Raw genomic sequence first — 26,377 nt, 5'->3', positions numbered from 1 at the left:
TCCTTTGAACCTGCGCCATCTCTTCGCCACCGCCGCGCTCGGCACCCTCGGCACTCTCGCGCTGGCCGGCGCCGCCTCGGCACAGTCGCCGATGACCGTGTGCCTGATCACCAAGACCGACACCAACCCCTTCTTCGTCAAGATGAAGGAGGGCGCCGAGGCCAAGGCCAAGGAGCTCGGCATCAACCTGCAGTCCTATGCCGGCCGTGTCGACGGTGATTCCGACAGCCAGGTGCAGGCCATCGAGAGCTGCATCGCGGCGGGCGCCAAGGGCATCCTGATCGCCGCCTCCGACACCAAGGGCATCGTGCCCTCGATCGAGAAGGCACGTGCCGCCGGCCTCATCACCATCGCCCTCGACACGCCGCTGGAGCCGCTGACCTCGGCCGACGCCACCTTCGCCACCGACAATTACGAGGCAGGCGTCCTCATCGGCCAGTGGGCCAAGGCCAAGATGGGCGCGGAAGCGGCCAACGCGAAGATCGCCTTCCTCGACCTGACGCCGCAGCAGCCCTCGGTCGCCGTGCTGCGCGACCAGGGCTTCATGGAGGGCTTCGGCATCGACGTGAAGAACAAGGACGTGGTGGGCGACGAACAGGACGCCCGCATCGTCGGCCACGACATCACCAACGGCAACGAGGAGGGCGGGCGCACCGCGATGGAGAACCTTCTCCAGAAGGATCCGTCGATCAACCTCGTCTACACGATCAACGAGCCGGCCGCCGCCGGGGCCTACGAGGCGCTGAAGAGCCTCGGCGTCGCCGACAAGGTGACGATCGTCTCGGTGGATGGCGGCTGCCCCGGCATCGCCAACGTCAAGGCCGGCGTGATCGGCGCCACCTCGATGCAGTATCCGCTGAAGATGGCGGCGATGGGCGTCGAGGCGGTGAAGCGCTTCGCCGAATCCGGCGAGAAGCCGAAGGCCTCGGAAGGCCTCGAGATCACCAACACCGGCGTCGATCTCGTCACCGACAGCGCCGTCACCGGCGTCACGTCGATGGACTCGGCCGCCGCGGCCAAGGCCTGCTGGGGCTGAGACCCCACGGCGGCGGCGGTTCGCCCGCGCGCCGCCCCCGCTGACCGGCCGGACCGCATCGCGCGCGCCCGGCCCCCACCGACCCTCAGCGCCAGGGAGCTCGCGGCCCGATGACCGACACCACACCCCAGAAGGGCAGCGACTTCGAGGCGGGGCTCGCGCGAAGCGACACGCGCGTCGCCGACTTCTCCGCCCGCCAGAAGCGCACGCCGCTCCAGCACCTGCAGCACTTCCTCCACGCCAACCCCACCATGGTGCCGGTGATCGTGCTGCTCTGCGGCATCGGCGTCTTCGGCGTCCTCATCGGCGGGCGATTCTTCAACGCCTTCACCATGACGCTGATCCTGCAGCAGGTGGCGATCGTGGGCATCGTCGGCGTCGCGCAGACGCTGATCATCCTCACCGCCGGCATCGACCTCTCGGTCGGCGCCATCATGGTCCTGTCCTCGGTGGTGATGGGCAATCTCGCGGTGGTGAACGGCGTTCCCGCGCCGCTGGCGCTCTTCGCGGGCTTGGCCGTCGGCACGGCCTGCGGCGCGCTCAACGGCGTGCTCATCGCCAAGGTGCGCCTGCCGCCCTTCATCGTGACGCTCGGCACCTGGTTCGTCTACGAGGCCGTCAATTTCATCTACACCCAGAACGCCACGATCCGGGCGCAGGACGTCGAGGCCGCGGCCCCGCTCATGCAGTTTCTCGGGCGTACCTTCCAGATCGGCGGCGCCGTCTTCACCTATGCGGTGGTCAGCGTGCTGCTGCTGGTGGCGCTGTTCTACTACATCCTCAACCACACGGCCTGGGGCCGCCACGTCTATGCCGTGGGCGACGACGAGGACGCCGCGCGCCTCTCGGGCATTCGCTCCAACAAGGTGCTGATCTCGGTCTACGCGGTGTCGGGCCTCATCTGTGGCTTCGCCGGCTGGGCTCTGATCGGGCGCATCGGCTCGGTGTCGCCGACCTCGGGCTATGAGGCCAACATCCAGGCGATCACCGCCGTCGTCATCGGCGGCACCTCGCTCTTCGGCGGGCGCGGCTCGGTGCTCGGCACGCTGGTGGGCGCGCTCATCGTCGGCGTCTTCGCCATGGGCCTGCGCATCTACGGCACCGACCCGCAATGGACCCGCCTCACGGTGGGCGCGCTCATCATCCTGGCGGTCGCATCCGACCAGTGGATCCGGAAGGTCTCGGCCTGATGTCCAAGGTTCTCGGCACCACCCCCGTCCTCCAGGCCCGCGGCCTGCAGAAGCGCTACGGCCGCGTCGTCGCCATCGACAACGGCGACTTCGACCTCTACCCCGGCGAGATCCTCGCGGTGATCGGCGACAACGGCGCCGGCAAGTCGACGCTGATCAAGGCGCTCTCGGGCGCCGTGATCCCCGACGGCGGCGAGATCCGGCTCGACGGCCAGCCCGTCGCCTTCGCCAACCCGCAGGCGGCGCGCGATTCGGGCATCGAGACGGTCTACCAGCAGCTCGCCCTCTCGCCGGCGCTCTCCATCGCCGACAACATGTTCCTCGGGCGCGAGATGCGCCGCAAGGGCTTCGCCGGCCAGTACCTGCGCATGCTCGACAAGCCGGCGATGCGCAAGATCGCCCGCGAGAAGCTCTCCGAGCTCGGACTGATGACGATCCAGAACATCGACCAGCCGGTGGAGACGCTGTCGGGCGGCCAGCGCCAGGGCGTGGCGGTGGCGCGCGCCGCGGCCTTCGGCTCGAAGGTGCTGATCCTCGACGAGCCCACCGCCGCGCTCGGCGTGAAGGAGAGCCGCAAGGTGCTCGACCTCATCCTCGAGGTGCGCTCGCGCGGCCTGCCGATCGTCCTGATCTCGCACAACATGCCGCATGTCTTCGAGATCGCCGACCGCATCCACATCCACCGCCTGTCGAAGCGGCTCTGCGTGGTCGATCCGAAATCCATCACCATGTCCGACGCCGTGGCGCTGATGACCGGCGCCAAGGCCCCGGAAGCCGAGATGATGGCGGCCTGAGCGGGTCGCCTTCTGTGCAAGCTCTTCCGCGCGGGCTATCCTGCCTGGGAGAGCGCGACGGAGCCCGACATGCCGACGACGATACGCCCGACGATCTTCACCGTGTCCGCCCGCTGGGACGACGAGGCCCAGGTCTGGACGGGGAGCTGCGACGCCATTCCCGCGGCGGCCGAGGGCGCGACGCTCGACGAACTTCTCGCACGCGTCTCTGCGATGGCCGCCGACGTCCTTCCCGACAACCATCCCGATCTCGATCGCGCCGGCGTCTTCCTCCAGATCACCGCCCTTCAGGAGATCGAGCACCGGCCGGCGGCCTGATGGCACCGCGCACGTTCGACCGGAGTTTGCGCGAACACCTTCTCGCTGGCGGCTGCGAGTTCCTGCGCCAGGGAAAGGGCAGTCATGAGATCTGGCGAAGCCCGCTCACCGAGCGGACGTTCCCCGTGCAGGTGGGCGTCGCCAGCCGGCACACCGCGAATGCGATCCTAAAGCAGGCCGGCCTGCCGAAAGCCTTTTGACACTGCCGCGCGCAGCGGACCGGATCGGTCCCGACAAGCCGAAGGTCCCTGGTCGCTTGCCGGTGGAAGAACGGGCAGAGCAGGACCCTAGCTCTACGCTCCACCCTGTGACCAGCTGTTGTTGTGACGGTCGGAACGCGGGAGTCGACGGCGACCGGCGCCGTCCGCCCGTGGGCATCCTCCTGCGTTGACCACCCCCTACCCCGCCGCCACCTCCGCCAGCGCCGGGGCCTCCACCGCCCGCATGCGCCGCGCCGCCTCTTCGCCCGCGAAGTGGCAGGCGGCCTCGTGGCCGGCGGCGACATGGCGAAGCGCCGGGCGTTCGCTCGCGCAGATCGGCTCGGCGATCGGGCAGCGGGTGCGGAAGGCGCACCCCGAGGGCGGGTTCACCGGCGAGGGCGGATCGCCGGCGAGGACCAGGCGCTTGCGGTGGCGGGCGATGCGCGGATCGGGGATCGGCGCGGCCGAAAGCAGCGCGCGCGCATAGGGGTGCGCCGGGCGGTCGAACACGTCGGCCCGCGCGCCGAGCTCCACGACGCGGCCGAGATAGAGCACGAGGATACGGTCGCAGACGAGGCGCACCACCGAGAGATCGTGGCTGATGAAGATCAGCGTCAGGCCGCGGCGCCGGCGAAGATCGGCCAGGAGATTGACGATCTGCGCCTGGATCGAGACGTCGAGCGCCGAGACCGGCTCGTCGCAGACGATGAGCTTCGGCTCGGTGACGATCGCCCGCGCGATGCCGATGCGCTGCGCCTGGCCACCCGAGAACTCGTGCGGATAGCGATTGATCATCTCGGGCACGAGCCCGACCTCGCCCATCACGGTCTGGATGCGGGCGCGGCGCTCGACCTTCGTCATCGCGGGCTCGGCGACGCGCAGCGGCTCGTCGATGATGTCGCCCACGGTCATGCGCGGGTCGAGCGAGGCGATCGGATCCTGGAAGATGATCGAGAGGTCGCGCCGCGCGCGGCGCATCTCGGCCGGCGAAAGCTCGGTGAGCGAGCGCCCGGACCAGACGACGCGGCCCTCGCTCGGCTCGATCAGCCGCAGGATCGAGCGCCCGAGCGTGGACTTGCCGCAGCCGGACTCGCCGACGATGCCGAGCGTCTCGCCCTCGCGCACGAAAAAGGACACGTCGTCCACCGCCGTCAGCGACTGGCGCTTGGCGAAGAGGCCCTTGCCCTTCACCGAGAAGCGCGTCGAGAGGTGCTGCACGTCGAGAAGCGGCGCGCCGGGGGTCGCCGGCCCGTCGGAGATGGCGAGATCAGACATGGGAGGTCTCCCCGATGGAACCGGAGCCGGTTTCATTCACGGTGCCATAGCCGGTCCCGCGGGCGACATCGACGAAGGGCCGCCAGCAGGCAGCGCGGCGATGCACGTCCGGGCGGGCTGATTGCGACACCGCTTCCAGCGGCGGGCGCTCCGCGGTGCAGCGCTCCACCGCGAAGCCGCAGCGCGGGTGGAAGGCGCAGCCGGCGGGCGGGCGGACGAGATTGGGCGGGCGGCCGGGGATCGGCTCCACCGCGCCGGCGTCGCGATCGACGCGCGGGATCGAGGCGAGGAGCGCCGCCGTGTAGGGATGGGCGGGCGCGGCGAAGACCTCGCCGACCTCGCCCTCCTCGACGATGCGGCCCGCATACATCACGGCGATCCGGTCGGCGACGCCGGCGACGACGCCGAGATCGTGCGTGATGAGAACGAGCGCCGTGCCCGAGCCCGCCGTCAGCTCGGCGAAGAGTTCGAGGATCTGCGCCTGGATGGTGACATCGAGCGCCGTGGTCGGCTCGTCGGCGACGATGATCTTCGGCCGGCAGAGCAGCGCCATGGCGATCACCACGCGCTGGCGCATGCCGCCCGAAAGCTCGTGCGGATATTGCTCGATGCGCCGCTCGGCGTCGGGAATGCCGACGCGCTTCAGCATAGAAAGCGCCTCCGCCTCGGCCTCGCGGCGCTTCAGACCGCGATGCACCTCCAGCGTCTCGGCGAGCTGGCGGCGGATCTTCATCGCCGGGTTGAGCGCGGTCATCGGATCCTGGAACACCATCGCCATGTCGCGGCCGCGAAACCGGTCGAGCGCCGCGGGTTTCAGCGCCAGAAGGTCGGTGCCCTCCAGCCGCGCCGCGCCGCTCGCGCGCCCGTTGCGCGCCAGGAGCCCGAAGACGCCGTTGAAGCACTGCGACTTTCCGGAACCCGATTCGCCGACGATCGCCAGCGTCTCGCCGGCGGTGACCATAAGATCGACGTCGCTGACCGCCTGCACCTCGCCGTCGGGCGTCGCGAAGCGGATGGAATAGTCGGTGAGCTGCAGGAGCGGCGTGTCGCCACCCCCGGAGGTTTGGGTCTTGAGCATGAAATCACCGGTCCTTCGGGTCGAAGGCGTCGCGCAGGCCGTCGCCGATGAAGGCGAGCGCCAGGAGCAGCGACACGAGGACGCCGCCGGGAAAGAGCAGCAGCCAGGGCAGGACCTCGAGAACGTTGGCCCCTTCCGAGATCAGCGTGCCGAGCGAGGTCAGCGGCTCCTGCACGCCGAAGCCGAGATAGGAGAGGAAGCTCTCGGTGACGATGATCTCGGGGATGGTGAGCGAGGCGAAGATCACCACCGGCCCCACGAGATTGGGCACGATGTGGCGGCGGATGATCGTGAAGGTCGAGACGCCGGAGGCGCGCGCCGCCTCCACGAACTCGCGCTCCTTCAGGGAGAGGGTCTGCCCGCGCACGATGCGCGCCATGGTCAGCCATTCCAGGAGGCCGATCGCGGCGAAGAGCAGGTAGACGTTGCGCCCGAAGATCACCATCAGGAGAATGACGAAGAGGATGTAGGGCAGCGCGTACATGACGTCGACGAAGCGCATCATCGCCTGGTCGACGCGCCCGCCGACGAAGCCCGACACCGCGCCGTAGAGGATGCCGACGAGCACCGAGACCGTCGTGGCGATGAGCGCCACGGTGAGCGAGACGCGGGTGCCGTAGAGCGTGCGCGCCAGGAGGTCGCGCCCGTTCTGGTCGGTGCCGAACCAGTGGCCGCTCTCCCATGAAGGCGGCGCGCCGAAGGCCGCCCAGTCCGGCGTCTCGTAGTCGTGGGGAATCACCCAAGGGCCGGCGATCGCCGCCACGACGATCACCGCAAAGACCGCGAGCGAGACGACCGCCGCCTTGTTGGCCATGAGCCGGCGCATCGCGTCGCGCGTCAGCGAACGCGGGCGCCCGTGCATCGCCTCGGCCTCATGCGCGGCGAAGGGCTCCAGCGCCTCGCGCTTGGTGACGAAGAGGGTCATCGCGTGCGCACCCGCGGGTCGAGCCAGGCATAGGCGAGATCGACGAGGAGGTTCAGGAGGACGATGAGCAGCATGTAGAAGACCACCGTGCCGAGCACCATGCCGTAGTCGCGGTTGAGCGCCGCCTGGATGAAGTAGCGCCCGATGCCGGGAATGCCGAAGATCTCCTCGATGACGATCGAGCCGGTGAGGAGATAGCCGGCGGCGGGACCGAGATAGGAGACCACCGGCGTCAGCGCGGGCTTGAGGGCATGGCGCATCACCATGCGCCGCGCGCCGATGCCCTTGGCCCTGGCGGTGCGGATGAAGTTGGCGTTGAGCACCTCGATCATCGAGCCGCGCATCAGCCGCGAGATGCGGCCGGCATGGGGAAAGGCCAGCACGAAGACCGGCAGCACGAGGAAGGGCCAGGACCCGTCGCCCCAGCCACCCACCGGCAGCCAGCCGAGCTGGATGCCGAAGACGAGCTGCAGGATGGGCGCCACCAGGAAGTTGGGCACCACGACGCCGATCATGATCACCGCCGCGATGGCGTAGTCGCCCGCCCGGTTCTGGTAGAGCGCGCCGAAGATGCCGGCCGCGACCCCGATGAGCGTCGCGACAATGAGCGCCGCGCCGCCGAGGATCAGCGTGTAGGGCAGGCCGATGGCGATCTGCTCGGCCACCGTGAAGTCCTTCGTGACGAAGGACGGCCCGAGATCACCGCGTACGAGCCCCGCGAGATAGGAGAGGTACTGCGCGAAGAGCGGCTGATCGAGATGATAGTAGGCGCGCAGATTGGCGAGGATGTCGGGCGGCAGCGCACGCTCCTGGTCGAACGGGCCGCCGGGGGCGAGCCGCAGGATGAAGAAGCAGGCGGTGACGGCGATCAGCACCACCGGGATCGCCGTCAGGAGACGGCGAAGGGCGAAGGACAGCATGGGCTTGTCCCCTCCGGGAGTTGGCGCGCCGCGAGGCGACGCGAGGAGGGCCAAAACGGGCCCCGGCATGGGGTGTCGGGAGAGAAGCGATCGAGCGGGACGAGCGACGGCTGTCAGCCCTGCCGCGACGGGACGGGCTGCGGGCTGCGGGCTCGCAGGTGTCAGGGGCCGACGCCGCGAGATCGCCGCGGCTGGAGCCGCCGGGCGGATCTGCCGAAGGCCCGGGCGTCGGGCCCGAGCCCTCCCTCGCGATGGCCCGCGACCTCACCGCCGGGGGCGGCGGGCGACAGGCGTCGCCCGGCCGCGCCTCACTCGGCCTTGGCGAGCCAGCGCGTGCGGTGCTTGTCGAAGGCGTTGTCCTCGTAGCCCGAGATCTTCGGCGAGACCACCGAGCGCGAGGCGTAGTAGTAGATCGGGATCGCGGCGTCGGCATCGACCGCGATCTTCTCGGCCTGCTTCAGGAGCTTGGCGCGGGCGGGCATGTCGGTGGTCCCGGCCGCCTCGTTCAGGAGCTTGTCGTAGTCGGGGTTCGACCATTGGCCGTAGTTCATCTCGACGCCGGACTTCAGGAGATTGAGGAAGTTGTCGGCATCGTTGTAGTCGGCGAGCCAGCCGGCGCGCGCCACCTGGAAGTTGCCCTGCCGCAGCTCGGCATAATGCACCTTCACCTCGGTGTTGAGGAGCTCCACGTTGACGCCGAGCGGCTTCCACATCGAGGCGATGGCCACCGCCAGACGCTTGTGGTTGTCGTCGGTGTTGTAGCGCAGCTGGATGGTCAGCGGCTTGTCCGGCCCGTAGCCGGCCTCGGCCAGGAGCTTGCCGGCCTCGGCCATCTTCTCGGGATAGGGCTTGTCGGCCCAGTCGACCTTGACCTCCGGCCCCTCGTAATTGGCGATGCCCGGCGGCACCCAGCCATAGGCGGGCAGTTCGCCCGTGCCGAGGATCTTCGGGCCGATCACCTCGCGATAGACGCTCATCGAGAGCGCGCGGCGCACCTTCGGGTTGTCGAAGGGCGGCTTGGTGGAGTTCATCACGTAGTAGTAGAGGCCGGCGAAGGGGGCGACATGCGCCTGCCCCGGCATGTTCTCCTGCAGCCAGGCATACTGGTCGGTCGGGAACTGGGTGAGGATGTCGAACTCGCCGGCGCGGTAGCGGCGCAAGGCTGCGGCCGTGTCTTCCAGCGTGAAGAACTTGACGCCGTCGATCTTCAGGTCGGCCGCGCCGTACCATTGCGGGTTCTTCTGGGTGAGCACATGGCTGCCCGGCACCCATTCCACCGGCTTGTAGGGGCCGTTGGTCACGATGTTGCCGACCTGCACCCAGGCGTCGCCCTTCTCTCGGATCAGGTGCTCGGGCAGCGGATAGGCGGTGTAGTGGGTGAGCGCGCCGAGGAAGTAGGGCGTCGGCTTCTCCAGCGTGATCTCCAGCGTCGCGTCGTCGATCGCCCGGACGCCGAGCTGGTCGAGATCGGCGATCTCGCCCTTGTTGATCGCCTCGGCATTCTTGATCGTATATTGCAGATAGGCATATTCGGCGGCTGTCTTGGGGTCCATCAGCCGCTTGAAGGCGAAGACGAAGTCCGAAGCCTTCACCGGCACTCCGTCCGACCACTTGATGCCCGGCCGCAGCTTGAACGTGTAGACGAGCCCGTCCGGCGAGATCGTCCAGCTCTCGGCCTGTCCGGCGACCGGCTCAGCCTTGGCGTCTTCCGTGGTCAGCCCCTCGAAGATGTCGCCGGCGACCCGGTCCTCCCAATCGCCCGAGAGCTTCTGCGGATCGAGCGAGGTGACGTCGCCACCATTGTGCAGGTTGAGCTGGGCGGCATCGGCGGCGCCGACGCCGAGGAGCGCGACGAGAGAGGCGGCACTGACGAGGGATCGCAGGTGAAGGGTCAAGGTTCGGACCTCCGTGGAGAGGGGCGCCCCGGAGGCGCCGGATGCAGGCATCAATCATCGTGAACGACCGTTTGTCCAGCGGACGAAAGATGAATTCGTAGGCACTAGCCGCGCACGGCGCGCGATGTCGCAACGCGCGATCGGCCCGCCGGCCCCGCTCGCGCAGGGTTTCGGGGAACGCGATCCCGTTTCGAGACGTTCTAAACCCTGTGCGCGATCCGGTCGCGCCCGATCGATTTGGGAGCCGATATTCGCGATGCCGCAGCACGAACCCGCCGCCAAGCCCATCCCCTACGATCCCGCCTTCGAGATCCTCGAGGAGGACGAGGCAGAGACAGCGCAGGCCATCGTCGACCAGATGCGCAAGATCCTCGAAATCACCGCGAACGACTACGGCCATTCCGTGCGCTCGGTCCACGCCAAGAGCCACGGGCTCCTGCGCGGCGAGCTCGAGGTCTACGGCAACCTGCCGGAGGCCTATGCGCAGGGCATTTTCCGCGAGGGCGCGCGCTACGACGCGGTGCTGCGCTTCTCCACCAATCCCGGCGACATCCTCGACGATTCCATCTCGGTGCCGCGCGGCCTCGCGCTGAAGATCATCGGCGTCGAGGGCGAGCGGCTGGAGGGGTCGGAAGGCGCCAACACGCAGGACTTCGTGATGATCAACGGGCCGGCCTTCTCCGCGCCCACCGCCAAGGCCTTTCTTTCCAGCCTGAAGCTGCTCGCCGCCACCACCGACACGCCGCAGGTGCTTAAGAAGGTCGCCTCCGCCGCGCTGCGCGGCGCCGAGACGCTGGTAGAGGCGGCGGGCGGCGAGAGCCCGACGCTCCTGTCGCTCGGCGGCCATCCGAACACCCATCCGCTCGGCGACACGTTCCACACGCAGGTGCCCCTCCTCTACGGCCCCTACATGGCCAAGCTCTCCGTCGCCCCGGTCTCGGCCAACCTCCTCGACCACTCAGGCGAAAAGGTCACGACCCGCGGGCGGCCCGACGCGTTGCGCGAGGAGCTGAACGACCATTTCGCGGGCGGCGGCGGCGAGTGGGAGCTGCGGGTGCAGCTTCTCACCGACCCCGAGACGATGCCGCTCGAGGATTCCTCGGTGGTCTGGCCTGAGGAGAAGAGCCCGCACGTGGCGGTGGCGCGCCTGCGCGTGGCGCCGCAGGACGCCTGGAACGAGGCGCGGTCGAAGGCGGTCGACGACGCCATGGCGTTTTCGCCCTGGCACGGCATCACCGAACATCGCCCGCTCGGCTCGGTAATGCGCGTGCGCAAGCCCGCCTACGAAATGTCCGGTGAGTTTCGCGCCCGCTTCAACCGCTGCCCGATCCACGAGCCGGCGAGCGCCGCCGACACCGGCCTTCCCGATTGAGGTTCTCCCGGCCGAGACTTGGACCCCAAGGGGCCGCTCCTGCTAGGATCGACCCTTTGGCGAGGAAGTGGCGAACATGGCCGAATACGATCTCTACTACTGGCCGACGATCCCCGGCCGCGGCGAGTTCGCGCGGCTGGTGCTGGAAGCCGGCGGCGCCGACTATCGCGACATGGCGCGGCTGCCAGAATCGGAGGGCGGCGGCGTCGCCGCCATGCTGGCGATCGTCGAGGGGCGCGGGAGCCACCGCATCCCCTTCGCACCGCCCTTTCTCGTCCACGGCGAGATCGTGATCTCGCAGGCCGCCGAGATCGCGGCCTATTGCGGCGAGCGCCTGGGCCTCGCGCCGGCCGACCCGGCCGACCGGCTCTTCGCGCGGTCGGTGGCGCTCACCACCGCCGATCTCGTCGCAGAGGTCCACGACACGCATCATCCCGTGGGCACCTCGCTTTACTACGAGGACCAGAAGCCGGAGGCGCTGCGCCGTGCGAGCGAGTTCCGGCGCGAGCGCCTGCCGAAGTTCCTCGGCTGGTACGAAGCGCTGCTCGCCAACAACCCGGCCGGGCCGGACCATCTCGTCGGCGACGCCCTCACCCATGCCGATCTCGGGCTCTTCCAGGCGGTGGAGGGGCTGCGCTACGCCTTTCCGCGCGCGATGGCCGCGATCGAGGGCGCGCATCCGCTCGTCGTCGCCTTGCGCGACCGCGTCGCCGCCGAGCCGCGCCTCGCCGCCTACCTCGCCAGCCCCCGCCGCATCCCCTTCAACGAGGACGGCATCTTCCGCCGCTATCCCGAGCTCGACGGGGCGTAAGCCGACGCGCGGCCAACGGGGATCGGCGGCCCGCGATCGTCCCCCACGAAAAAAGGGGCGTCGCCGCCCCCTTCATGCGTCCGAACCGTCGCTGCTCTCAGTTCGTCAGCTTGGAGGCGAAGAGTGCGAGGCCCTGCTGGTAGACCGTGGCGCGGTTCCAGTCGACGAGGCGGGCGAAGTTGGGCTCGCCCGGATTGTAGCCGGCGCCCGCCACCCAGCCGTGCTGCTTCAGGAAGTTGGCGGTGGAGGCCAGAACGTCGGCCTTCGAGCGGATGAGGTCGCGGCGGCCGTCGCCGTCGAAGTCCACGGCGTAGAGCAGGTAGTTCTTGGCGAGGAACTGCGTCTGCCCGATCTCGCCGGCCCAGGCGCCCTTCATGTCGGAGGCGCGCTTGTCGCCGCGCTCCACGATCTTCAGCGCGGCCATGAGCTCTTCGGTGAAGAAGTCGGAGCGGCGGCAGTCGTAGGAGAGCGTCGCCAGCGAGCGGAAGATGTTCATGTTGCCGGAATTGGCGCCGAAGCCCGTCTCCATGCCCCAGATGGCGACGAGGATCTCCTTCTGGACGCCGTAGCGCTGCTCGATGCGGTTGAGGAGGTCACGGTTCTGGGCGATGATGCCCTTGCCCTTCTTGACGAAGGAAGCGGGCGCGCGGCGCTCCATGAAGGCGTCGAGCGAGAGCTTGAAGCTCTTCTGGTTGCGATCGAGGCCGATCACCTTGGAATCGTAGGTGACGTCGCCGAGCGCGGTCTCGAGCGTGCCCTGCGAGATGCCCTGGCCGGCCGCCTGGCTCTTGAACGAGGCGAGCCAGGGCGCGAAGCCGGCCGAGGAATTGCCGCAGCTCTGCGCCAGCGCGGGGGTGGCGCCGGCGAGGAGCATGCCGGTGATCGCGGCGGCCTTGAGGGTCTTCAGGAGGGACATGAGCGGTCCTTTCTTCGAAAATGGGGGCTCCCGACCCCTCGCATGCGAGGGCCGGAGGCGGACGCGCGGCCGTGCGGGACCGGCAGCCGCCTATGGCGACGGCGCCGTGCGCGCGCGGGAGCCGCGGCAAGGCTTCATTCCTTGCGGGAGTAAACAAGAAGAAAGCGTTTGCGTAGTGCGGGCTTGCGACACTCGGTGGCACAATCTACGCGCCAACGCTTCACGTCTTCGCGACGGACCATTGCGAGAGCCGGCCGCGGCCTCGCCCGATTGCGCACGGGAGGCGGCTGGCCGCGGGCGGCTCGTAGCCTATGATGGATCGGGAATAACAGGAGACGCCTATGTACATCGCGATGAACCGCTTCAAGGTCATCAAGGCGGAGGCCGAGGCCTTCGAGACGCTGTGGCGCGAGCGCCAGTCGCATCTCGCCACCGTGCCGGGCTTCCAGGTCTTCCACATGCTGAAGGGGCCCGAGCGCGAGGACCACCGCCTCTATTCCTCGCACACGGTCTGGGCCTCGAAGCAAGCCTTCGAGGGCTGGACGACGTCCGAGGCCTTCCGCGCCTCGCACCGCGGCGCCGGCGGCACGAAGCCGCTCTATCTCGGCCATCCCGAGTTCGAGGGCTTCGAGGTGATCCAGACGATCGAAGCGCCCGCGAGCTGAGGGCGTCGTCGCGCTACTCGGCGGCGATCGGCTTCACCCAGAGCGAGGAGCACACGATGCGGCTCTCGTCGCACCGATCGCGGTAGCGGGCGGCGATGTGGAGCACCTCCTCCATCAGCCCGTCGGAGAGCCTCGTCGGCTCCAGCCCCAGCTTGATCAGCGAATCGTTGGCGACCACGAGATCGTTCTCGGCCATCTCCTTGCGCGGATTGTCCTGCATCTCGACGGGAACGCCGGTCATGCCCGAGATCATGGCGGCGAGGTCGCGCACCCGGTGCGTCTCGGTCATCTGGTTCATGATGTGGACGCGCTCGCCGCGCTCGGGCGGCGCCTGGATCGCCAGCGCGATGCAGCGCACGGTGTCGCGGATGTGAATGAAGGCGCGCGTCTGCCCGCCGCTGCCATGCACCGTGAGCGGGTGGCCGATCGCGGCCTGGCACAGGAAGCGGTTGAGCACCGTGCCGTAGTCGCCGTCGTAGTCGAAGCGGTTGACGAGGCGCTCGTCGAGGTCGGTCTCGGGCGTCGAGGTGCCCCAGACGATGCCCTGGTGCAGGTCGGTGATCCGCAAGCCGTCGTTCTTGGCGTAGTAGAGGAAGAGCAGCTGATCGAGCGTCTTCGTCATGTGGTAGATCGAGCCGGGATCGACGGGATAGAGGATCTCGACATTCGCCTCGGCGCCGCCCGAGCGCAGCGTCGCGTCGATGTAGCCTTCCGGGATCGTCATGCCCTTGGTCTTGCCGTAGCCATAGACCCCCATCGTGCCGAGATGCACGAGATGGGCGTCGGGGCAGGCCTCCACCATGGCGCAGAGCACCGCCGAGGTGGCGTTGACGTTGTTGTCCACCGTGTAGCGCTTGTGCCAGGGCGATTTCATCGAGTAGGGCGCGGCGCGCTGCTCGGCGAAATGCACGATGGCGTCGGGCTGCACGTCGCGAAAGAGCTGCTCCAGGCGATCGTAGTCCTTGGCGACGTCGAGCTCCACGAAGTCGATCGGCGTGTTGCGCGTCTCGCGCCAAGCCTGCAGGCGCTCCTCGATCCCGCGGATCGGCGTCAGGCTCTCGGCGCCGAGCTCGACGTCGGTGCGCCGGCGCACGAGATTGTCGACGATGGTGACGGCGTGCCCCTCGGCCGAGAGATGCAGCGACGTCGCCCAGCCGCAGAAGCCGTCGCCGCCGAGAATGATGACCTTCATGACCGGATGAACCTCTGAACTGACGGTCGCATGCGCCCTTGACGCAACTCTGTGGCGCAAGCTCTAGCATTCGCGCGCTCACAGGCAAACGGATCGGACTTTCTTCGATCGCGCGAAAGACAAGCAATGCGGATCTTGATCGCCTCCGATGCGTGGGAACCACAGATGAACGGCGTGGTGCGGGTCCTCGGCATCACCGCCGAGCGGCTGCGCGGCTTCGGGCACGAGGTGGAGGTGGTCGGCCCCGACCGCTTCGCCCGCACGCTGCCGGCGCCCGGCTATCCGGAGGTGCGCCTCGCGCTCGCGCCCGCCCGCGCGCTGGCCGGCATCATTGAGCGCTTCCGGCCCGACGCCATCCACATTCCCGTGGAGGGGCCAATCGGATGGGCCGCCCGGCACTATTGCCGCCGGCGCGGCCTGCCCTTCACCACCTCGTTCCACACCCGCTTCGGCGACTATTTCGACAAGCGGCTGGGCTTCGGCTCGGGTCTCGCCACGCGCGTGCAGCGCTGGTTCCACAATGGCGGCGCGGGCTTCATGGTGCAGACCGACACGCTGGAGCGCGAGCTCGGCGCCCGCGGCTTCCGGCGCATCCGCCGCTGGGGCCGCGCGGTGGACACCGACCTGTTTCGCCCGTGGCGCGAGGAGCCCGGCTTCGACGCCGGGTTTCTTGCCCTGCCGCGACCGATCTTTCTCTATCTCGGCCGCGTCTCGCCCGAGAAGAGCATCGAGGACTTCCTGTCGCTCGACCTGCCGGGATCGAAGGTGGTGGTGGGCGACGGACCGGCGCTCGATGCGCTTCGCCGGCGTTTTCCGGCCGCGCACTTCCTCGGGCGGCGCACCGGCGAGGAGGTGGCGCGCCACTTCTCGGCCGCCGACGTCTTCGTGTTTCCATCGCGCTTCGAGACCTTCGGGCTCGTGGTGCTGGAGGCGCTCGCCTGCGGCACGCCGGTCGCCGCGCTTCCCGTGCCCGGCCCGCTCGACATTCTCGGCGAGGCGCCGGTGGCCGTGCTCTCGGAAGACCTACGGGACGCGGCCCTGCGGGCGCTCGCCATCGACCGGGCGGCCTGCCGACGCTTCGCCGAGGGCTTCTCCTGGGAGCGCTGCACGCGCGAGTTCGAGGCCAACCTCGTGCCGATCCCGCCTGCCGCCTGGGATCTCGCATAGTCGCCCAAGCGGCAGGCGCGGCCGTGCCCTGCGCATGCGGGATGCCGAGCCCGTGGCATGCGGGCATGCGGCAGGCCGCATGCGGGCACGCGGACAGCCCGCATGCGGGATCAAGCACTTGGGTTTGGCGATCCCGCGTTTTCGGCTTGGCGGACGGCGATCGAGGGGCCATGATGCCCCGGATCGAGCGACGACGAGACCTGCGGGAAGCGCATTGAACCGTCCCATTTCCTTCCGACCGGCCGGTGCCGCCTCCGAGACGCCGTCGCTGCGCGTCGGCTTCCTCCTCGCCCAGAATTTCACGCTCTCGGCGCTCTCGCTCTTCGTGGACGCGCTGCGCCTCGCCGCCGACGAGGGCGACCGCTCACGCCCGATCCGCTGCGCCTGGTCGGTGATGGCCGCGACGCCGCAGCCGATCCGCGCCTCCTGCGGCGTGCAGGTGTCGCGCACGAGCGGGCTCGTCGACCCCCGCGGCTTCGACTATGTGGTGGTGGTCGGCGGGCTGCTGGGCGGCGCCGCGCCGATGGACGAGGCGGCGATCGCCTTCCTGAAGTCGGCCGACCGCGCGGGCGTGCCGCTGGTGGGCGTCTGCACGGGGTCGTTCGTGCTCGCCCGCGCCGGATTGATGCGGGGCCGGCGCACCTGCGTCTCCTGGTATCACCATGCCGATTTCGAGGCCGAATTCCCCGACGCCACGCCCGACGCCGACCAGCTCTTCGTGGTCGACCGCGATCGCATCACCTGCGCCGGCGGCTCGGGCGTCGCCGATCTCGCGGCCTATCTCATCGAGAAGCACGTCGGCGCAGCCGCCGCGCAGAAGAGCCTGCACGTCCTGCAGATGCAGAACGCGCGCTCGGGCAGCGACGCGCAGCCCCACGCGGGCTCGGCGCCGGGCGGCGACGACCGCGTGCGCCGCGCCGTCCTCCTGATGGAGCAGCACGTCGCCGAGCCGCTGTCGATCGAGGCGATCGCCGGGCGGCTGCAGGTCTCGGCCCGCCAGCTCGAGCGCCTCTTCGGCGAGGCGCTGAACCTCAGCCCCGCCGTCGCCTATCGCCAGCTGCGCCTCGGCTACGCCCGCCGCCTGCTGCAGACCACGAAGAAGAGCATCACCGACATCGCCGTGGAAGCGGGCTTCTGCGACGGCGCCCATTTCGCCCGGCAGTTCCGCACCCATTTCGGCACGGCGCCGCGCGACGTGCGCGCCGGTGCAGGATCGGGCGGGGGAGCCGTCGCGGTGCCGCGACAGGCGGCAGCCTGCACGGAAGAGAGGCGGGCACAGCCGGAAATTGCAGCAGCGGGCTGATCGGTCGGGGGAGAGTTGTCTCCGGTGTCGCGATCGTACCGGTCGGTGTCCGGTTTCGCATCGTACGGGCCGCGTCATAGGGTCACGATCTCCATGCGGCGTCTGCATGCGATGGGCGCCGAAACGCCCTCCCGGCGCCGGCGTATGTTCGCGGGCGGCGGCCTTTTCCGCCATCGATCGAGGTGCTTGCGATCTCCAACGGGAACAGAGCGACCATGTCCAGCGAGCCCAACCGCGCAGGCGGTGAACGCATCCGCGTCACCGAGATCGTCAAGCTCTTCGGCGACGACGAGGCGGCAGCGCTCGGGCTTCTCCAGGCGGGGGTCGGCAAGGCCGAGATCCTCGAGCGCTCGGGCGCCGTGCTCGGGCTCGACCGGGTGTCCTTTTCGGTCAACGAGAGCGAGATCCTCGTGGTGATGGGCCTGTCGGGCTCGGGCAAATCCACCATGCTGCGCTGCCTCAACCGGCTGGTGGAGCCGACCGCCGGCTCGATCCTCGTCGACGGCACCGAGGTGACGACGCTCTCGCCCAAGGCCCTGCTGGAGTTCCGCCGCGAGAAGTTCGGCATGGTGTTCCAGCATTTCGCCCTCTTTCCCAACCGCACCATCGCCGAGAACGTCGAATACGGGCTGGAGGTGCAGGGCGTGGCGAGGCCCAAGCGCCGCGAGCGGGCGATGGCGGCGATCGAGCTCGTCGGCCTCAAGGGCTGGGACGCCAAATATCCGCGCGAGCTCTCGGGCGGCATGCAGCAGCGGGCGGGGCTCGCCCGCGCGCTCGCGGTGGACGCCGACATCCTCCTCATGGACGAGGCCTTCTCGGCGCTCGACCCGCTGATCCGCCGCGACATGCAGGACGAATTGCGAACCCTGCAGGCGCGGCTGAAGAAGACCGTGGTCTTCGTCTCCCACGATCTCGACGAGGCCATTCATCTGGGCGGTCGCATCGTCCTGATGAAGGACGGCGCCATCGTGCAGTCCGGCTATCCCGAGGAGATCCTCCTCGATCCCAAGGGCGAATACGTGCGCCGCTTCGTGGAGCATATCGACGTCTCCTCGGTGCTCACCCTCGGGCGGCTCGTCGGCGCCGCGCAGCCGCGCCTACATGAGGCCTCCACCGCGGCCGAAGCCTGGCCGCTGGTGGAGCACCGGCCCGACCCCGCCTTCGTCGTCACCTGCGCCCGCGACATGCCGATCGGGCGCATCGGGCGCGACCGGCTGGGCGCGGCGGGCACGGCGGGGCGCCGGCTCGACGCGCTGATGGAGGGCGGCATCGCCAAGGCCAAGGCTACCGACGTCCTCAAATCCGTGCTGCCGCTGCTTGCGGACGAGCCCGCCGGCGTCGCCGTGGTGGACGAGGCCGGGCGCTTCGTCGGCCTCCTGACGCGCGAGCGGGCGCTGCGCGCGCTCGCCGGCTCGCGCGACGGCAACGCCGCGGACGCCTCTTCCGACCCTTCCCCCGCCTCGACACGGAGTTCCCCATGGACTGGTCCCTCCCCGACGGCTGGAGCATCCCCAAATTCCCGTTGGACGAGCTCTCCGACAGCGGCCTGACCTTCGCCACCGGGCATCTCAGCGGCCTGACGCGGGCGCTGAGCCGGTTCGTGGCCGGCTGGATCGAGACCGGCACCGATCTCCTGCTTCTCGTGCCGCCGCCGATCGTGATCCTCGCCATCGCGGCGTTGGCCTGGTGGGTCGCGGGCCGGCGGGTGGCGCTCGGCGCGGTGCTCGGCTTCGGCTTCCTTTGGAACCTGCGGCTCTGGGATTCCACGATGGAGACGATCGTCCTCGTCACCATCTCCACGGCAGCGGCGCTCGCGATCGGCATTCCCCTCGGCATCGCCTGCGCCCTGTCGCGCCGCACCTGGAAGACGGTCGGTCCGGCGCTCGACATGATGCAGACCATGCCGAGCTTCGTCTATCTCATCCCCGCCATCCCCTTCTTCGGGCTCGGCGCGGTGTCGGCGGTGTTCGCCACCGTCGTCTTCTCCATGCCGCCGGTGATCCGCCTCACCGCGCTCGGCATCCTCTCGGTGCCGCACGAGCTGATCGAGGCGTCCGACGCCTTCGGCACCTCGCCGATGCAGAAGCTCTTCAAGGTGCAGCTGCCGCTGGCGCTGCCCACCATCATGGCCGGCATCAACCAGACCATCATGCTCGGCCTGTCGATGGTGGTGATCGCCTCGATGATCGGCGCCGGCGGCCTCGGGCGCGAGGTCTGGCGCTCGATCCAGCGGTTGAACGCCGGCGAGGGCTTCCAGGCCGGTGTCGCCATCGTGATCGTCGCCGTGGTGCTCGACCGCATCACCCAGGCCATGGCGCGCCGCGCCCGCCCCGCCTGACCCCACCCGTCACCCGAAAACTGCCCGTCATTCAACCCCGGAGGAACCGACCCATGCTGAAGCTTCTCACCGCCGCCACCCTCGCGAGCGCCGCGCTCACCGGTCTTGCACACGCGCAGGACAAGAAGGTGAACCTCGCCTATGTCGAATGGTCCGATGCCGTGGTCGCCACCAACCTCCTGTCGGAGACCCTGAAGGCGAAGGGCTACGACGTGACGATGACGCCGCTGCCGGCCGCCGCCATGTGGCAGGCGGTGGCCACGGGCGAAGCCGACGCGATGGTCGCCGCCTGGCTGCCGGCCACCCACGCCGCCTATTACGACAAGCTGAAGGATCAGGTCGAGCTGATCGGCCCCAATGTCGAGGGCGCCAAGATCGGCTGGGCGGTGCCCGCCTATGTCGACATGGCCTCGGTCGAGGATCTCAAGTCCAAGGGCGGCGAGGTCGAGAACAAGGTGATCGGCATCGACCCCGGCGCCGGCCTGATGCAGGCCTCCGAAAAGGCGATCAAGGACTACGACCTCTCCTCGGTGAAGCTGATCGAAGGCTCCGACGCCACGATGACGGCGGCGCTGAAGGACGCGATCGACCGCAAGGAGCCGATCGTCGTCACCACCTGGACGCCGCACTGGATGTTCGGCCGCTGGGATCTCAAGTATCTCGCCGACCCCAAGGGCTCCTTCGGCGGCGAGGAGAGCGTCAACACGGTGGCCCGCAAGGATCTCGCGACCGAGATGCCCGAGGTCCACAAGATCCTCGCCAACTTCAAGATCTCGCTCGACGACGAGCAGAAGCTGATGCTCCAGAACGAGGAGAAGGGCGCCGATCCCGCCGCCAACGCCAAGGCCTGGATGGCGGCCAACCCCAACAAGGTCGCCGCCTGGACGAAGTGAGCCGCGCGGATCGTCGCGCAGACGGGTGAACGAGAACGGGGACTCCAGCCCCCGTTTTCATGTCGGCTCCGGTTTTCAGGTCGTCTCCGTCCCTCCCGCGCGGAGCCCGATCGCCGGGCCCGCCGCGCGAGGGGGAGGGTTCAGACCACCGGCCGGGCCTTGGCGCCGTGCTCCATCGCGAACTCCTCCTCCGGCGAGAGGATCAGCCGGTGGCGTCCCTTCAGCGCGAAATAGCCGATGCCGAGCGCGAACCAGAGCGCGACGCCGAGGACGCCGGAGCGGTAGATCGGGTCGGAGAGCTGGAAGAAGATGGTGAGGAGGGCGATCGCGATCGTCAGCACCGCGCCGGGCACGCCGAAGGGCGAGCGGTAGGGCCGTTCCATCGCCGGCAGGTTGCGGCGCAGGAGAATGAAGGAGAGCGCCTGCGCGATGTAGGAGCACATCGCCCCGAACACCGCCATGTTCAGAAGCGTGCCGCCGATCGCCGCCGAGCCGCTCTCGACGCCGAGGATCACGAACAGGCCGAGCATCACCGCGAGCCCGACGCAGGCCCCCGCGATCATCGCCACATGCGGGGTCTTGCGGGCGGAATGGGTGACAGACAGCGCGGGCGGGAAGTAGCCGGCGCGCGACAGCGAGTAGATCTGGCGCCCCTGCGCGAATATGATCGTGTGGAAGGAGGCGACGAGCCCGATGAGGGCAATGAGCGCCAGCAGCTTGGCGGTGCCCTCGCCGAAGATCGCCTTGAACCCGTCGAGCAGCGGCTCGGCCGAGGTGCCGAGCGCGAAGGAGCCCACGCCGGGCAGCGAAGGGTTGAGGAGGAGGATGCCGAAGGCGGAGACGATGAGCGTCGCCATCCCCGCCATGATGCCGCGCGGCATGTCGCGCTTGGGATCGACGGACTCTTCGGCTGCCAGCGGCAGTTGCTCGATGGCGAGGAAGAGCCACACCGCGAAGGGCAGCGTCGCCAGCGCGCCGCCGATCCCGAAGGGCAGGAACGGCCCGTTGCCGCCCTCCAGCCTGCCGCCGCCCGCCGCGATGTCGAGCGCATTGGCCGAGAAGTCGACGAGCGGAATGGCGAAGGCCCAGAACACCGCGAGGACGGCGAGCGCCATCAGCGTGACCACCAGCGTCACCTTGAACGACAGCTCGACGCCGACGATGTTGAGCCCGACGAAGAGGACGTAGCCGCCGATCCACCACACCGGCTGGAAGGCCGCCGGCGTTCCGAAGATGGCGCCGAGATAGGAGCCGATGAAGAAGACGATGACGGCGGGCGTCAGCACGTATTCGACGTTCTCGCAGAGCCCCGTGACGAAGCCGCCCCAGGGGCCCATGGCGGTGCGCGCGAAGGAATAGGCCGCGCCCGTATGCGGCAGCGCCGGGCTCATTTCGGCGATCGAGAAGGTGAGCCCGAGATACATCACGGCGATGATGACCGTCGCCACGAACATGCCGCCCCAGCCGCCGGTGGCGAGCCCGAGGTTCCAGCCCGAATAATGGCCGGAGATCACGGCGCCGACGCCGAGCGCCCAGAGCGACCAGACGCCGGCATAGGCCTTGAGCCCGCGCTGCGCGAAATAGTCCGCGTCGGCCTTTCGATAGGCGACTCCGCCCTGCGAATCCGTCATGCCCGACCCCCGTCGCGATGCCGGCGCGGAAGGTGGCCGGACAGAGCCGGCAATCTGCGCCCCGCCCGACATGACGTCAATGCAGGCAGACGAGCTGCCTGCCCTTGGATCGAGCAAACGCCTCAGGCGGCGCGGGCGAACCGCTTCGGCGCCGCGGCGGCCGGTCGATTTGGCTCGATCGAACTGGCCGCCATGGCATGGCTCATCTGGTCGAGCCGCTGGATCACCTGGTTGATCTGCTCGACGCCGACCGTCTGTTCGCGGCAGGCGGCGGAGATCTCCGACACGAGTTCCGAGGTGCGGCGGATGTCCGGCACGAGCGAGCGCAGGCTCTCGCCGGCCTCCTCGGAGATCGACAGCGTGTGGCCCGACAGCGTGCCGATCTCGCCGGCGGCGATCGCCGCCCGCTCGGCGAGCTTGCGCACCTCGGAGGCCACCACCGCGAAGCCCTTGCCATGGGTGCCCGCGCGCGCCGCCTCGATCGCGGCGTTGAGGGCGAGGAGATCGGTCTGGCGGGCGATCTCCTGCACGACATGGACCTTCTCGGCGATCGTGCGCATCGCCTCCACCGACTTGGCGACGGCGTCGCCGCCCTTTTCGGCGCTCACCGCCGCCTGCCCCGCCATCTTCTCGGTCTGCGCCGCGTTCTCGGCGTTCTGGCGGATGTTGGCCGTCATCTCCTCCATCGCCGCCGAGGCCTCGCCGAGCGAGCGGGCCTGCTCGGTGGCGACCGCGGTGCGCTCGGCCTCGAGACGCGCCTTCTCGGTCTGCAGCGCCGCGAAATAGGTGGAGACGCCGTAGTCCATGTCGAGAATGGCGAGCTTCACGAGAAGACCCAGCGTCTCCGCGGTTTCGTCCAGGCGCCGGCGCCCGAGCACCGAGCGCCCGAGCAGCGCCGGCAGCACCGTCTTCACGATCTCCTCGAGGATCAGCGCATAGCCGCCCATGTACCAGCGCGGCTCCAGCCCGATGCGGGCATGGGTGCGCCCGACCCGCTCGACCTCCTCGATATAGGCCTCGTCGATAGCGCCGGAGGCGATGCGCTGCCAGTGGCGCCCCTGCGCGCCGCGCGCCGCGTCGAGGCGCGTCGGATCGTCGAAGAAGCGGCTGACGGCCGGCGTCTTGAGCATATGGGCGTAGAAGGTGGTGAGTCCGCGCTCGACCGCCCCCTCCACGAGCGGCCGATGCCGCGCGAGGGCGCTCAGTTCGTCCGCATCGATCTGAAGAAAGGCGAGGCGTTCGTCGAGATCGATTTTGCGTGTCACGAAACAATGTCCTACAAGATTTAATGCCGGTGCGGCGTTGCCATAAAGCACAGGCTACCTTGCCGAGAACTGTCCGAAGTCTCCTTCAGGTAGAAAAACATCCTCGTGGCGCCTCGCGAGCCCAAGTTGTTACTAAACAAAGCCTACAGGCTGGATGCCTTAGTTGGCGACGCGCGCCTTGCGAGGCTTGCGTGCGGGCTTGGCCGGGGTCTCGGCAGCCAGTGCCGCGTCGGCGGCATCGCGCGCCTGGCGGGCGAGCCGCAGCCGGGCGGTCTTGTCGCTGTTGGCTTTGGCCTCGGCCTGGATCAGGCCCATGGCCGATCCCTTCTCGGACCGGTTGGCGATGTCGCCGAGGCGGGCGTCGGCGCGCTGGGCCGGGGTTCTCTGGAGATCCATGAGGCGCGGGCCTTTCCTGTCGTCCCGGCGCGCAAGCGGCGCGGCCGGTGAAGTCCATCGTGACGAATGAGATAGGGCGCTCGCCGGCCGGAACGAGGGCCAAGGACTAGAGCAAGGGCAGGGAAGCCCTTGCCGGCGCGTCAGAGCGTGACGTAGGTGCCGAGTTCGACCACGCGGTTGGCCGGAATCCGGTAGTAGTCGATCGCGTCGTAGGAATGGCGAGCCATCTTGATGAAGATCTGGCTCTGCCAGCGCGGCATCTCCGAGCGCGCCGCCGACTTGATGCGCCGCCGGCCGACGAAGAAGGTGGTCGACATCACGTCGAACTTCACGCCGCGCTCGCGCAGGTGGATGAGCGCCTGCACGAGGTTGGGCTCGTCGAGGAAGCCGTAGCGCAGCTCGATGCGCGCGAAGGACGGCGACAGCACCTGGTAGTCCAGCCGCTCCTCCTGGCTCACGTAGGGCGTGTCGGCGGTGCGGATGGTGATGACGACGTTCTTCTCGTGCAGGACGCGGTTGTGCTTGAGATTGTGCAGCAGCGCCGAGGGCACCGTCTCGGGCGTCGAGGTCAGATACATCGCGGTGCCCGAGACGTGGGTGACCGAGGAGGTCTCCATCGCCTTGATGAACGTGTCGAGCGAAAGGTTCTGCTGCGCCGCCTTGGTGTTGAGAAGGCGCACGCCCCGAACCCAGATCGACATCAGGCAGACGATGCAGCCGCCGATGATGAGCGGCAGGTAGCCGCCGTCCGCCAGCTTCAGGAGGTTGGCCGAGAGGAAGGCGGTGTCGATGAGGATGAAGGGCGTGACCACCGCGATGGCGAGCCCGAGGCCCCAGCCCCAGCCATAGGCGAACACCACCACCGCCATCAGGCTGGTGATGATCATCGTGCCGGTGACGGCGATGCCGTAGGCGGCGGCGAGCGAGGACGAGGACTGGAAGAACAGGATGAGCATGACCACGCCCACCAGCATCAGCCAGTTCACGGTCGGCAGGTAGATCTGCCCCTGCTCCGATTCCGAGGTGTGCTCGATCTGCAGCCGCGGGAAGAGGCCGAGCTGGATCGCCTGCTGGGTGAGCGAGAAGGCGCCGGTGATCACCGCCTGGCCGGCGATGATAGTGGCGAGCGTGGCGAGGATCACGAGTGGGAAGCGCGCCCATTCCGGCGCCGAGAGGAAGAAGAGGTTCGGCAGCGCCTCGGGGTTGCTCAGCGCGAAGGCGCCCTGCCCGAGATAGTTGAGGAGCAGCGCCGGGCCGACGAAGGCGAGCCAGGCGAGCTGGATCGGGCGCTTGCCGAAATGGCCCATGTCGGCGTAGAGCGCCTCGGCGCCGGTGACGGCGAGGAACACCGAGCCGAGCACGGTGAAGCCGATGATGCCGTGGCTGGTCATGAACCACAGGCCGTTGGCCGGGTTCAGTGCGTGCAGGATCTGCGGCGCGTCGCCGATGTGATAGACGCCGATCAGCGCCAGCGTCAGGAACCAGACGGCCATGATCGGGCCGAAGAACACCGCCATCTTGGCCGTGCCAAAGGACTGCACGGCATAGAGACCGACGATGATGACGATCGCGATCGGCACGATGTAGGGATCGATGCCGGGGGTGGTGACCTTCAGGCCCTCGATCGCCGAGAGCACCGAGACCGCCGGCGTCAGGATGGCGTCGCCGTAGAACAGCGCCGCGCCGATGATGCCGAGCGCCATGATGACCTTGTTGGGCCGCTGCAGCGCCTTCTGCGCCAGCGCCATGAGCGACAGCGCCCCGCCCTCGCCCTGGTTGTCGGCGCGCAGCACCAGCATGACGTATTTCACGGTCACGACGATGATCAGCGACCAGACGAGCAGCGACACGATGCCGATGATCTCGGTGGCCGAGGGAATGCCGCCGACATGCAGCAGCGATTCCTTCATCGCGTAGAGCGGGCTCGTCCCGATGTCGCCATAAACGACGCCCACGCTTCCGAGCACCAGCAGCGGCATGCTCTTCTTGTGGGGATTCTCGCGGGTCGACATCCGCATGTCGGCCGGGGTGGCCGCTTCGCCGCTGGTCATTCCTCGGACGAGGCCTCCGGATTGTGTCGGATGGGATGGGAACACGAGAGGGGCTCCACGAGAACCTTCGGCCTGCCTCTTGTCCACCTTCGGGGACGAGCGTCACACCAGCGTGACGGCGTTCGACCCCCGGATCGGGTTGGCCCGTTCCGCAGCGGTCGCGACATCCGCGCGACGGCACCGGCGGCCGGGCCGTCAGCCTCTAGCATGGAACCTTTGGGCTGGCAAAGCGCCTTGCGCCCCGTGCGACACGGACGACCGCACGCCCTTCGCCAGGCCTGCCCGGCGCTTCGTCCCGCGGCCGGACCCCGCCGATCCGCAGGTCTTGGAGAGGCCTGTCCGCCGCAATTCGGGGGATGGTCCGAAAAAACCGTCTCCGCGGGCGGCCTCGCGGCTTCCCCTTACCCCCCCGGTTCATATCTATGAGGCGAGGAGCCTACCGTTGGCCAAACCGGCCTTGCGGGCCTCGCCGGACCCTCGCGTTCCGCCGCCGCCCGCGCTGCCGGACGCCTGACGGCGGGGAGGACATCGAGGGCCATCATCATGAGCCATCCCGACCGGGATCAGGAAATCCGGAACCGAGCCTACCTGCTCTGGGAAAAGGCGGGGCGGCCGCTCGGGCGCGAGCACGACTTCTGGGCCGAAGCGGCGCGTGAGATCGAGGGCGGGCCGAGCGAAGGCGGCTCGGACGACACGGCCAACCGCTTCAAGGCCCGCTGACACCGGCGACCCGAACGTCCCCGATG

The 26,377-nt window shown here is 68.9% G+C and carries 25 protein-coding genes; 14 read left to right on the top strand and 11 right to left on the bottom strand.

Going from position 1 to position 26,377, the window contains the following annotated elements; all coding sequences use genetic code 11:
* Positions 1–10: 10 nt before the first annotated feature.
* The 5 genes from GGR04_RS07590 to GGR04_RS07570 all read left to right on the top strand — a co-directional run bounded on the left by GGR04_RS07590 (position 11) and on the right by GGR04_RS07570 (position 3,538).
* Positions 11–1,036: a sugar ABC transporter substrate-binding protein gene (locus GGR04_RS07590; RefSeq protein ID WP_376769837.1), complete on the top strand. Its 1,026-nt coding sequence runs from the start codon at positions 11–13 to the stop codon at positions 1,034–1,036.
* Positions 1,037–1,146: 110 nt separating this feature from the next.
* A complete protein-coding gene (locus tag GGR04_RS07585) occupies positions 1,147–2,226 on the top strand; it encodes an ABC transporter permease (RefSeq protein ID WP_183199241.1) in 1,080 nt (359 codons plus the stop codon).
* Positions 2,226–3,020: an ATP-binding cassette domain-containing protein gene (locus tag GGR04_RS07580; RefSeq protein WP_183199240.1), complete on the top strand. Its 795-nt coding sequence runs from the start codon at positions 2,226–2,228 to the stop codon at positions 3,018–3,020. Before GGR04_RS07585 ends, GGR04_RS07580 begins: the two co-directional genes overlap by 1 nt.
* A gap of 69 nt (positions 3,021–3,089) precedes the next feature.
* The gene (locus GGR04_RS07575) at positions 3,090–3,338 is read left to right on the top strand and encodes a DUF1902 domain-containing protein (RefSeq protein WP_183199239.1); all 249 of its coding nucleotides are present in this window, start codon (positions 3,090–3,092) and stop codon (positions 3,336–3,338) included.
* Positions 3,338–3,538 carry a type II toxin-antitoxin system HicA family toxin gene (locus GGR04_RS07570; RefSeq protein ID WP_183199238.1) on the top strand — a complete coding sequence of 67 codons (201 nt, stop codon included), beginning with the start codon at positions 3,338–3,340 and terminating at the stop codon, positions 3,536–3,538. Before GGR04_RS07575 ends, GGR04_RS07570 begins: the two co-directional genes overlap by 1 nt.
* A 198-nt stretch (positions 3,539–3,736) precedes the next feature.
* On the opposite strand, the gene GGR04_RS07565 is transcribed toward GGR04_RS07570, so the two are convergent.
* The 5 genes from GGR04_RS07565 to GGR04_RS07545 form a co-directional block, all read right to left on the bottom strand.
* Positions 3,737–4,813, bottom strand: a complete 1,077-nt coding sequence (locus tag GGR04_RS07565) for an ABC transporter ATP-binding protein (protein ID WP_183199237.1) — start codon at positions 4,811–4,813, stop codon at positions 3,737–3,739.
* Positions 4,806–5,891 carry an ABC transporter ATP-binding protein gene (locus GGR04_RS07560; RefSeq protein WP_183199236.1) on the bottom strand — a complete coding sequence of 362 codons (1,086 nt, stop codon included), beginning with the start codon at positions 5,889–5,891 and terminating at the stop codon, positions 4,806–4,808. Before GGR04_RS07560 ends, GGR04_RS07565 begins: the two co-directional genes overlap by 8 nt.
* Before the next feature lie 4 nt (positions 5,892–5,895).
* Entirely contained in the window at positions 5,896–6,816 is a 921-nt protein-coding gene (locus tag GGR04_RS07555) for an ABC transporter permease (RefSeq protein ID WP_183199235.1), read from the bottom strand.
* Positions 6,813–7,736 (bottom strand): ABC transporter permease subunit, encoded by a 924-nt coding sequence (locus tag GGR04_RS07550; RefSeq protein ID WP_183199234.1) that lies wholly within the window; start codon positions 7,734–7,736, stop codon positions 6,813–6,815. The genes GGR04_RS07555 and GGR04_RS07550 overlap by 4 nt, the downstream gene beginning before the upstream one ends.
* Positions 7,737–8,044: 308 nt before the next feature.
* Complete coding sequence (locus tag GGR04_RS07545) at positions 8,045–9,631, bottom strand: peptide ABC transporter substrate-binding protein (protein ID WP_376769833.1); 1,587 nt, start codon at positions 9,629–9,631, stop codon at positions 8,045–8,047.
* 256 nt (positions 9,632–9,887) lie between these two features.
* Here GGR04_RS07545 and GGR04_RS07540 point away from each other — a divergent pair, with 256 nt between their 5' ends.
* On the top strand, positions 9,888–11,003 hold the full coding sequence (locus GGR04_RS07540) for a catalase family protein (protein ID WP_183199232.1): 1,116 nt from the start codon (positions 9,888–9,890) through the stop codon (positions 11,001–11,003).
* Positions 11,004–11,079: 76 nt separating this feature from the next.
* Positions 11,080–11,814: a glutathione S-transferase gene (locus tag GGR04_RS07535; protein ID WP_183199231.1), complete on the top strand. Its 735-nt coding sequence runs from the start codon at positions 11,080–11,082 to the stop codon at positions 11,812–11,814.
* Between the two features lie 97 nt (positions 11,815–11,911).
* On the opposite strand, the gene GGR04_RS07530 is transcribed toward GGR04_RS07535, so the two are convergent.
* A complete protein-coding gene (locus GGR04_RS07530; protein WP_183199230.1) occupies positions 11,912–12,730 on the bottom strand; it encodes a lytic murein transglycosylase in 819 nt (272 codons plus the stop codon).
* Positions 12,731–13,071: 341 nt separating this feature from the next.
* Here GGR04_RS07530 and hmuQ point away from each other — a divergent pair, with 341 nt between their 5' ends.
* Entirely contained in the window at positions 13,072–13,395 is a 324-nt protein-coding gene (hmuQ, locus tag GGR04_RS07525) for a heme-degrading protein HmuQ (protein ID WP_183199229.1), read from the top strand.
* Between the two features lie 13 nt (positions 13,396–13,408).
* On the opposite strand, the gene GGR04_RS07520 is transcribed toward hmuQ, so the two are convergent.
* Positions 13,409–14,587, bottom strand: a complete 1,179-nt coding sequence (locus GGR04_RS07520; RefSeq protein WP_183199228.1) for an NAD-dependent epimerase/dehydratase family protein — start codon at positions 14,585–14,587, stop codon at positions 13,409–13,411.
* A gap of 126 nt (positions 14,588–14,713) precedes the next feature.
* Between GGR04_RS07520 and GGR04_RS07515 the strand changes: the two genes are divergently transcribed.
* From GGR04_RS07515 to GGR04_RS07495, 5 genes are all read left to right on the top strand, one after another.
* Positions 14,714–15,754 carry a glycosyltransferase family 4 protein gene (locus tag GGR04_RS07515; RefSeq protein ID WP_183199227.1) on the top strand — a complete coding sequence of 347 codons (1,041 nt, stop codon included), beginning with the start codon at positions 14,714–14,716 and terminating at the stop codon, positions 15,752–15,754.
* A gap of 214 nt (positions 15,755–15,968) precedes the next feature.
* Positions 15,969–17,057, top strand: a complete 1,089-nt coding sequence (locus GGR04_RS07510) for a GlxA family transcriptional regulator (RefSeq protein ID WP_246392922.1) — start codon at positions 15,969–15,971, stop codon at positions 17,055–17,057.
* A 215-nt stretch (positions 17,058–17,272) separates the two neighbouring features.
* Complete coding sequence (locus GGR04_RS07505) at positions 17,273–18,607, top strand: quaternary amine ABC transporter ATP-binding protein (RefSeq protein WP_183199226.1); 1,335 nt, start codon at positions 17,273–17,275, stop codon at positions 18,605–18,607.
* Positions 18,535–19,395 carry an ABC transporter permease gene (locus GGR04_RS07500; protein ID WP_183199225.1) on the top strand — a complete coding sequence of 287 codons (861 nt, stop codon included), beginning with the start codon at positions 18,535–18,537 and terminating at the stop codon, positions 19,393–19,395. Before GGR04_RS07505 ends, GGR04_RS07500 begins: the two co-directional genes overlap by 73 nt.
* Positions 19,396–19,448: 53 nt before the next feature.
* Positions 19,449–20,288 (top strand): glycine betaine ABC transporter substrate-binding protein, encoded by an 840-nt coding sequence (locus GGR04_RS07495; RefSeq protein WP_183199224.1) that lies wholly within the window; start codon positions 19,449–19,451, stop codon positions 20,286–20,288.
* A 140-nt stretch (positions 20,289–20,428) separates the two neighbouring features.
* Here GGR04_RS07495 and GGR04_RS07490 read toward each other — a convergent pair whose 3' ends face one another.
* From GGR04_RS07490 to GGR04_RS07475, 4 genes are all read right to left on the bottom strand, one after another.
* Positions 20,429–21,919 (bottom strand): amino acid permease, encoded by a 1,491-nt coding sequence (locus tag GGR04_RS07490; RefSeq protein WP_183199223.1) that lies wholly within the window; start codon positions 21,917–21,919, stop codon positions 20,429–20,431.
* A 122-nt stretch (positions 21,920–22,041) separates the two neighbouring features.
* Positions 22,042–23,184 carry a protoglobin domain-containing protein gene (locus GGR04_RS07485; protein WP_376769832.1) on the bottom strand — a complete coding sequence of 381 codons (1,143 nt, stop codon included), beginning with the start codon at positions 23,182–23,184 and terminating at the stop codon, positions 22,042–22,044.
* Between the two features lie 159 nt (positions 23,185–23,343).
* The gene (locus GGR04_RS07480) at positions 23,344–23,580 is read right to left on the bottom strand and encodes a hypothetical protein (protein ID WP_183199222.1); all 237 of its coding nucleotides are present in this window, start codon (positions 23,578–23,580) and stop codon (positions 23,344–23,346) included.
* Between the two features lie 140 nt (positions 23,581–23,720).
* Positions 23,721–25,631 carry a potassium transporter Kup gene (locus GGR04_RS07475; protein WP_183199221.1) on the bottom strand — a complete coding sequence of 637 codons (1,911 nt, stop codon included), beginning with the start codon at positions 25,629–25,631 and terminating at the stop codon, positions 23,721–23,723.
* 543 nt (positions 25,632–26,174) lie between these two features.
* Between GGR04_RS07475 and GGR04_RS07470 the strand changes: the two genes are divergently transcribed.
* Positions 26,175–26,351 (top strand): DUF2934 domain-containing protein, encoded by a 177-nt coding sequence (locus GGR04_RS07470; protein ID WP_183199220.1) that lies wholly within the window; start codon positions 26,175–26,177, stop codon positions 26,349–26,351.
* Positions 26,352–26,377 lie beyond the last annotated feature (26 nt).

The organism is Aureimonas pseudogalii (assembly GCF_014196835.1).
GTDB lineage: Bacteria > Pseudomonadota > Alphaproteobacteria > Rhizobiales > Rhizobiaceae > Aureimonas > Aureimonas pseudogalii.
The sequence above is the reverse complement of the archived record's forward strand: the minus strand, read 5'-3'. Positions and strand labels throughout refer to the sequence as shown.

What these genes read in the sequence shown, in the direction of transcription:
- GGR04_RS07585 (WP_183199241.1), top strand. Translation starts at nt 1,147, where the DNA reads ATGACCGACACCACACCCCAGAAGGGCAGCGACTTCGAGGCGGGGCTC.
- GGR04_RS07490 (WP_183199223.1), bottom strand. Translation starts at nt 21,919, where the DNA reads ATGACGGATTCGCAGGGCGGAGTCGCCTATCGAAAGGCCGACGCGGAC.
- GGR04_RS07570 (WP_183199238.1), top strand. Translation starts at nt 3,338, where the DNA reads ATGGCACCGCGCACGTTCGACCGGAGTTTGCGCGAACACCTTCTCGCT.
- GGR04_RS07580 (WP_183199240.1), top strand. Translation starts at nt 2,226, where the DNA reads ATGTCCAAGGTTCTCGGCACCACCCCCGTCCTCCAGGCCCGCGGCCTG.
- GGR04_RS07505 (WP_183199226.1), top strand. Translation starts at nt 17,273, where the DNA reads ATGTCCAGCGAGCCCAACCGCGCAGGCGGTGAACGCATCCGCGTCACC.
- GGR04_RS07515 (WP_183199227.1), top strand. Translation starts at nt 14,714, where the DNA reads ATGCGGATCTTGATCGCCTCCGATGCGTGGGAACCACAGATGAACGGC.
- GGR04_RS07520 (WP_183199228.1), bottom strand. Translation starts at nt 14,587, where the DNA reads ATGAAGGTCATCATTCTCGGCGGCGACGGCTTCTGCGGCTGGGCGACG.
- GGR04_RS07530 (WP_183199230.1), bottom strand. Translation starts at nt 12,730, where the DNA reads ATGTCCCTCCTGAAGACCCTCAAGGCCGCCGCGATCACCGGCATGCTC.
- GGR04_RS07480 (WP_183199222.1), bottom strand. Translation starts at nt 23,580, where the DNA reads ATGGATCTCCAGAGAACCCCGGCCCAGCGCGCCGACGCCCGCCTCGGC.
- GGR04_RS07540 (WP_183199232.1), top strand. Translation starts at nt 9,888, where the DNA reads ATGCCGCAGCACGAACCCGCCGCCAAGCCCATCCCCTACGATCCCGCC.
- GGR04_RS07560 (WP_183199236.1), bottom strand. Translation starts at nt 5,891, where the DNA reads ATGCTCAAGACCCAAACCTCCGGGGGTGGCGACACGCCGCTCCTGCAG.
- GGR04_RS07565 (WP_183199237.1), bottom strand. Translation starts at nt 4,813, where the DNA reads ATGTCTGATCTCGCCATCTCCGACGGGCCGGCGACCCCCGGCGCGCCG.
- GGR04_RS07475 (WP_183199221.1), bottom strand. Translation starts at nt 25,631, where the DNA reads ATGACCAGCGGCGAAGCGGCCACCCCGGCCGACATGCGGATGTCGACC.
- GGR04_RS07555 (WP_183199235.1), bottom strand. Translation starts at nt 6,816, where the DNA reads ATGACCCTCTTCGTCACCAAGCGCGAGGCGCTGGAGCCCTTCGCCGCG.
- GGR04_RS07470 (WP_183199220.1), top strand. Translation starts at nt 26,175, where the DNA reads ATGAGCCATCCCGACCGGGATCAGGAAATCCGGAACCGAGCCTACCTG.
- GGR04_RS07535 (WP_183199231.1), top strand. Translation starts at nt 11,080, where the DNA reads ATGGCCGAATACGATCTCTACTACTGGCCGACGATCCCCGGCCGCGGC.
- GGR04_RS07495 (WP_183199224.1), top strand. Translation starts at nt 19,449, where the DNA reads ATGCTGAAGCTTCTCACCGCCGCCACCCTCGCGAGCGCCGCGCTCACC.
- GGR04_RS07550 (WP_183199234.1), bottom strand. Translation starts at nt 7,736, where the DNA reads ATGCTGTCCTTCGCCCTTCGCCGTCTCCTGACGGCGATCCCGGTGGTG.
- hmuQ (WP_183199229.1), top strand. Translation starts at nt 13,072, where the DNA reads ATGTACATCGCGATGAACCGCTTCAAGGTCATCAAGGCGGAGGCCGAG.
- GGR04_RS07575 (WP_183199239.1), top strand. Translation starts at nt 3,090, where the DNA reads ATGCCGACGACGATACGCCCGACGATCTTCACCGTGTCCGCCCGCTGG.
- GGR04_RS07500 (WP_183199225.1), top strand. Translation starts at nt 18,535, where the DNA reads ATGGACTGGTCCCTCCCCGACGGCTGGAGCATCCCCAAATTCCCGTTG.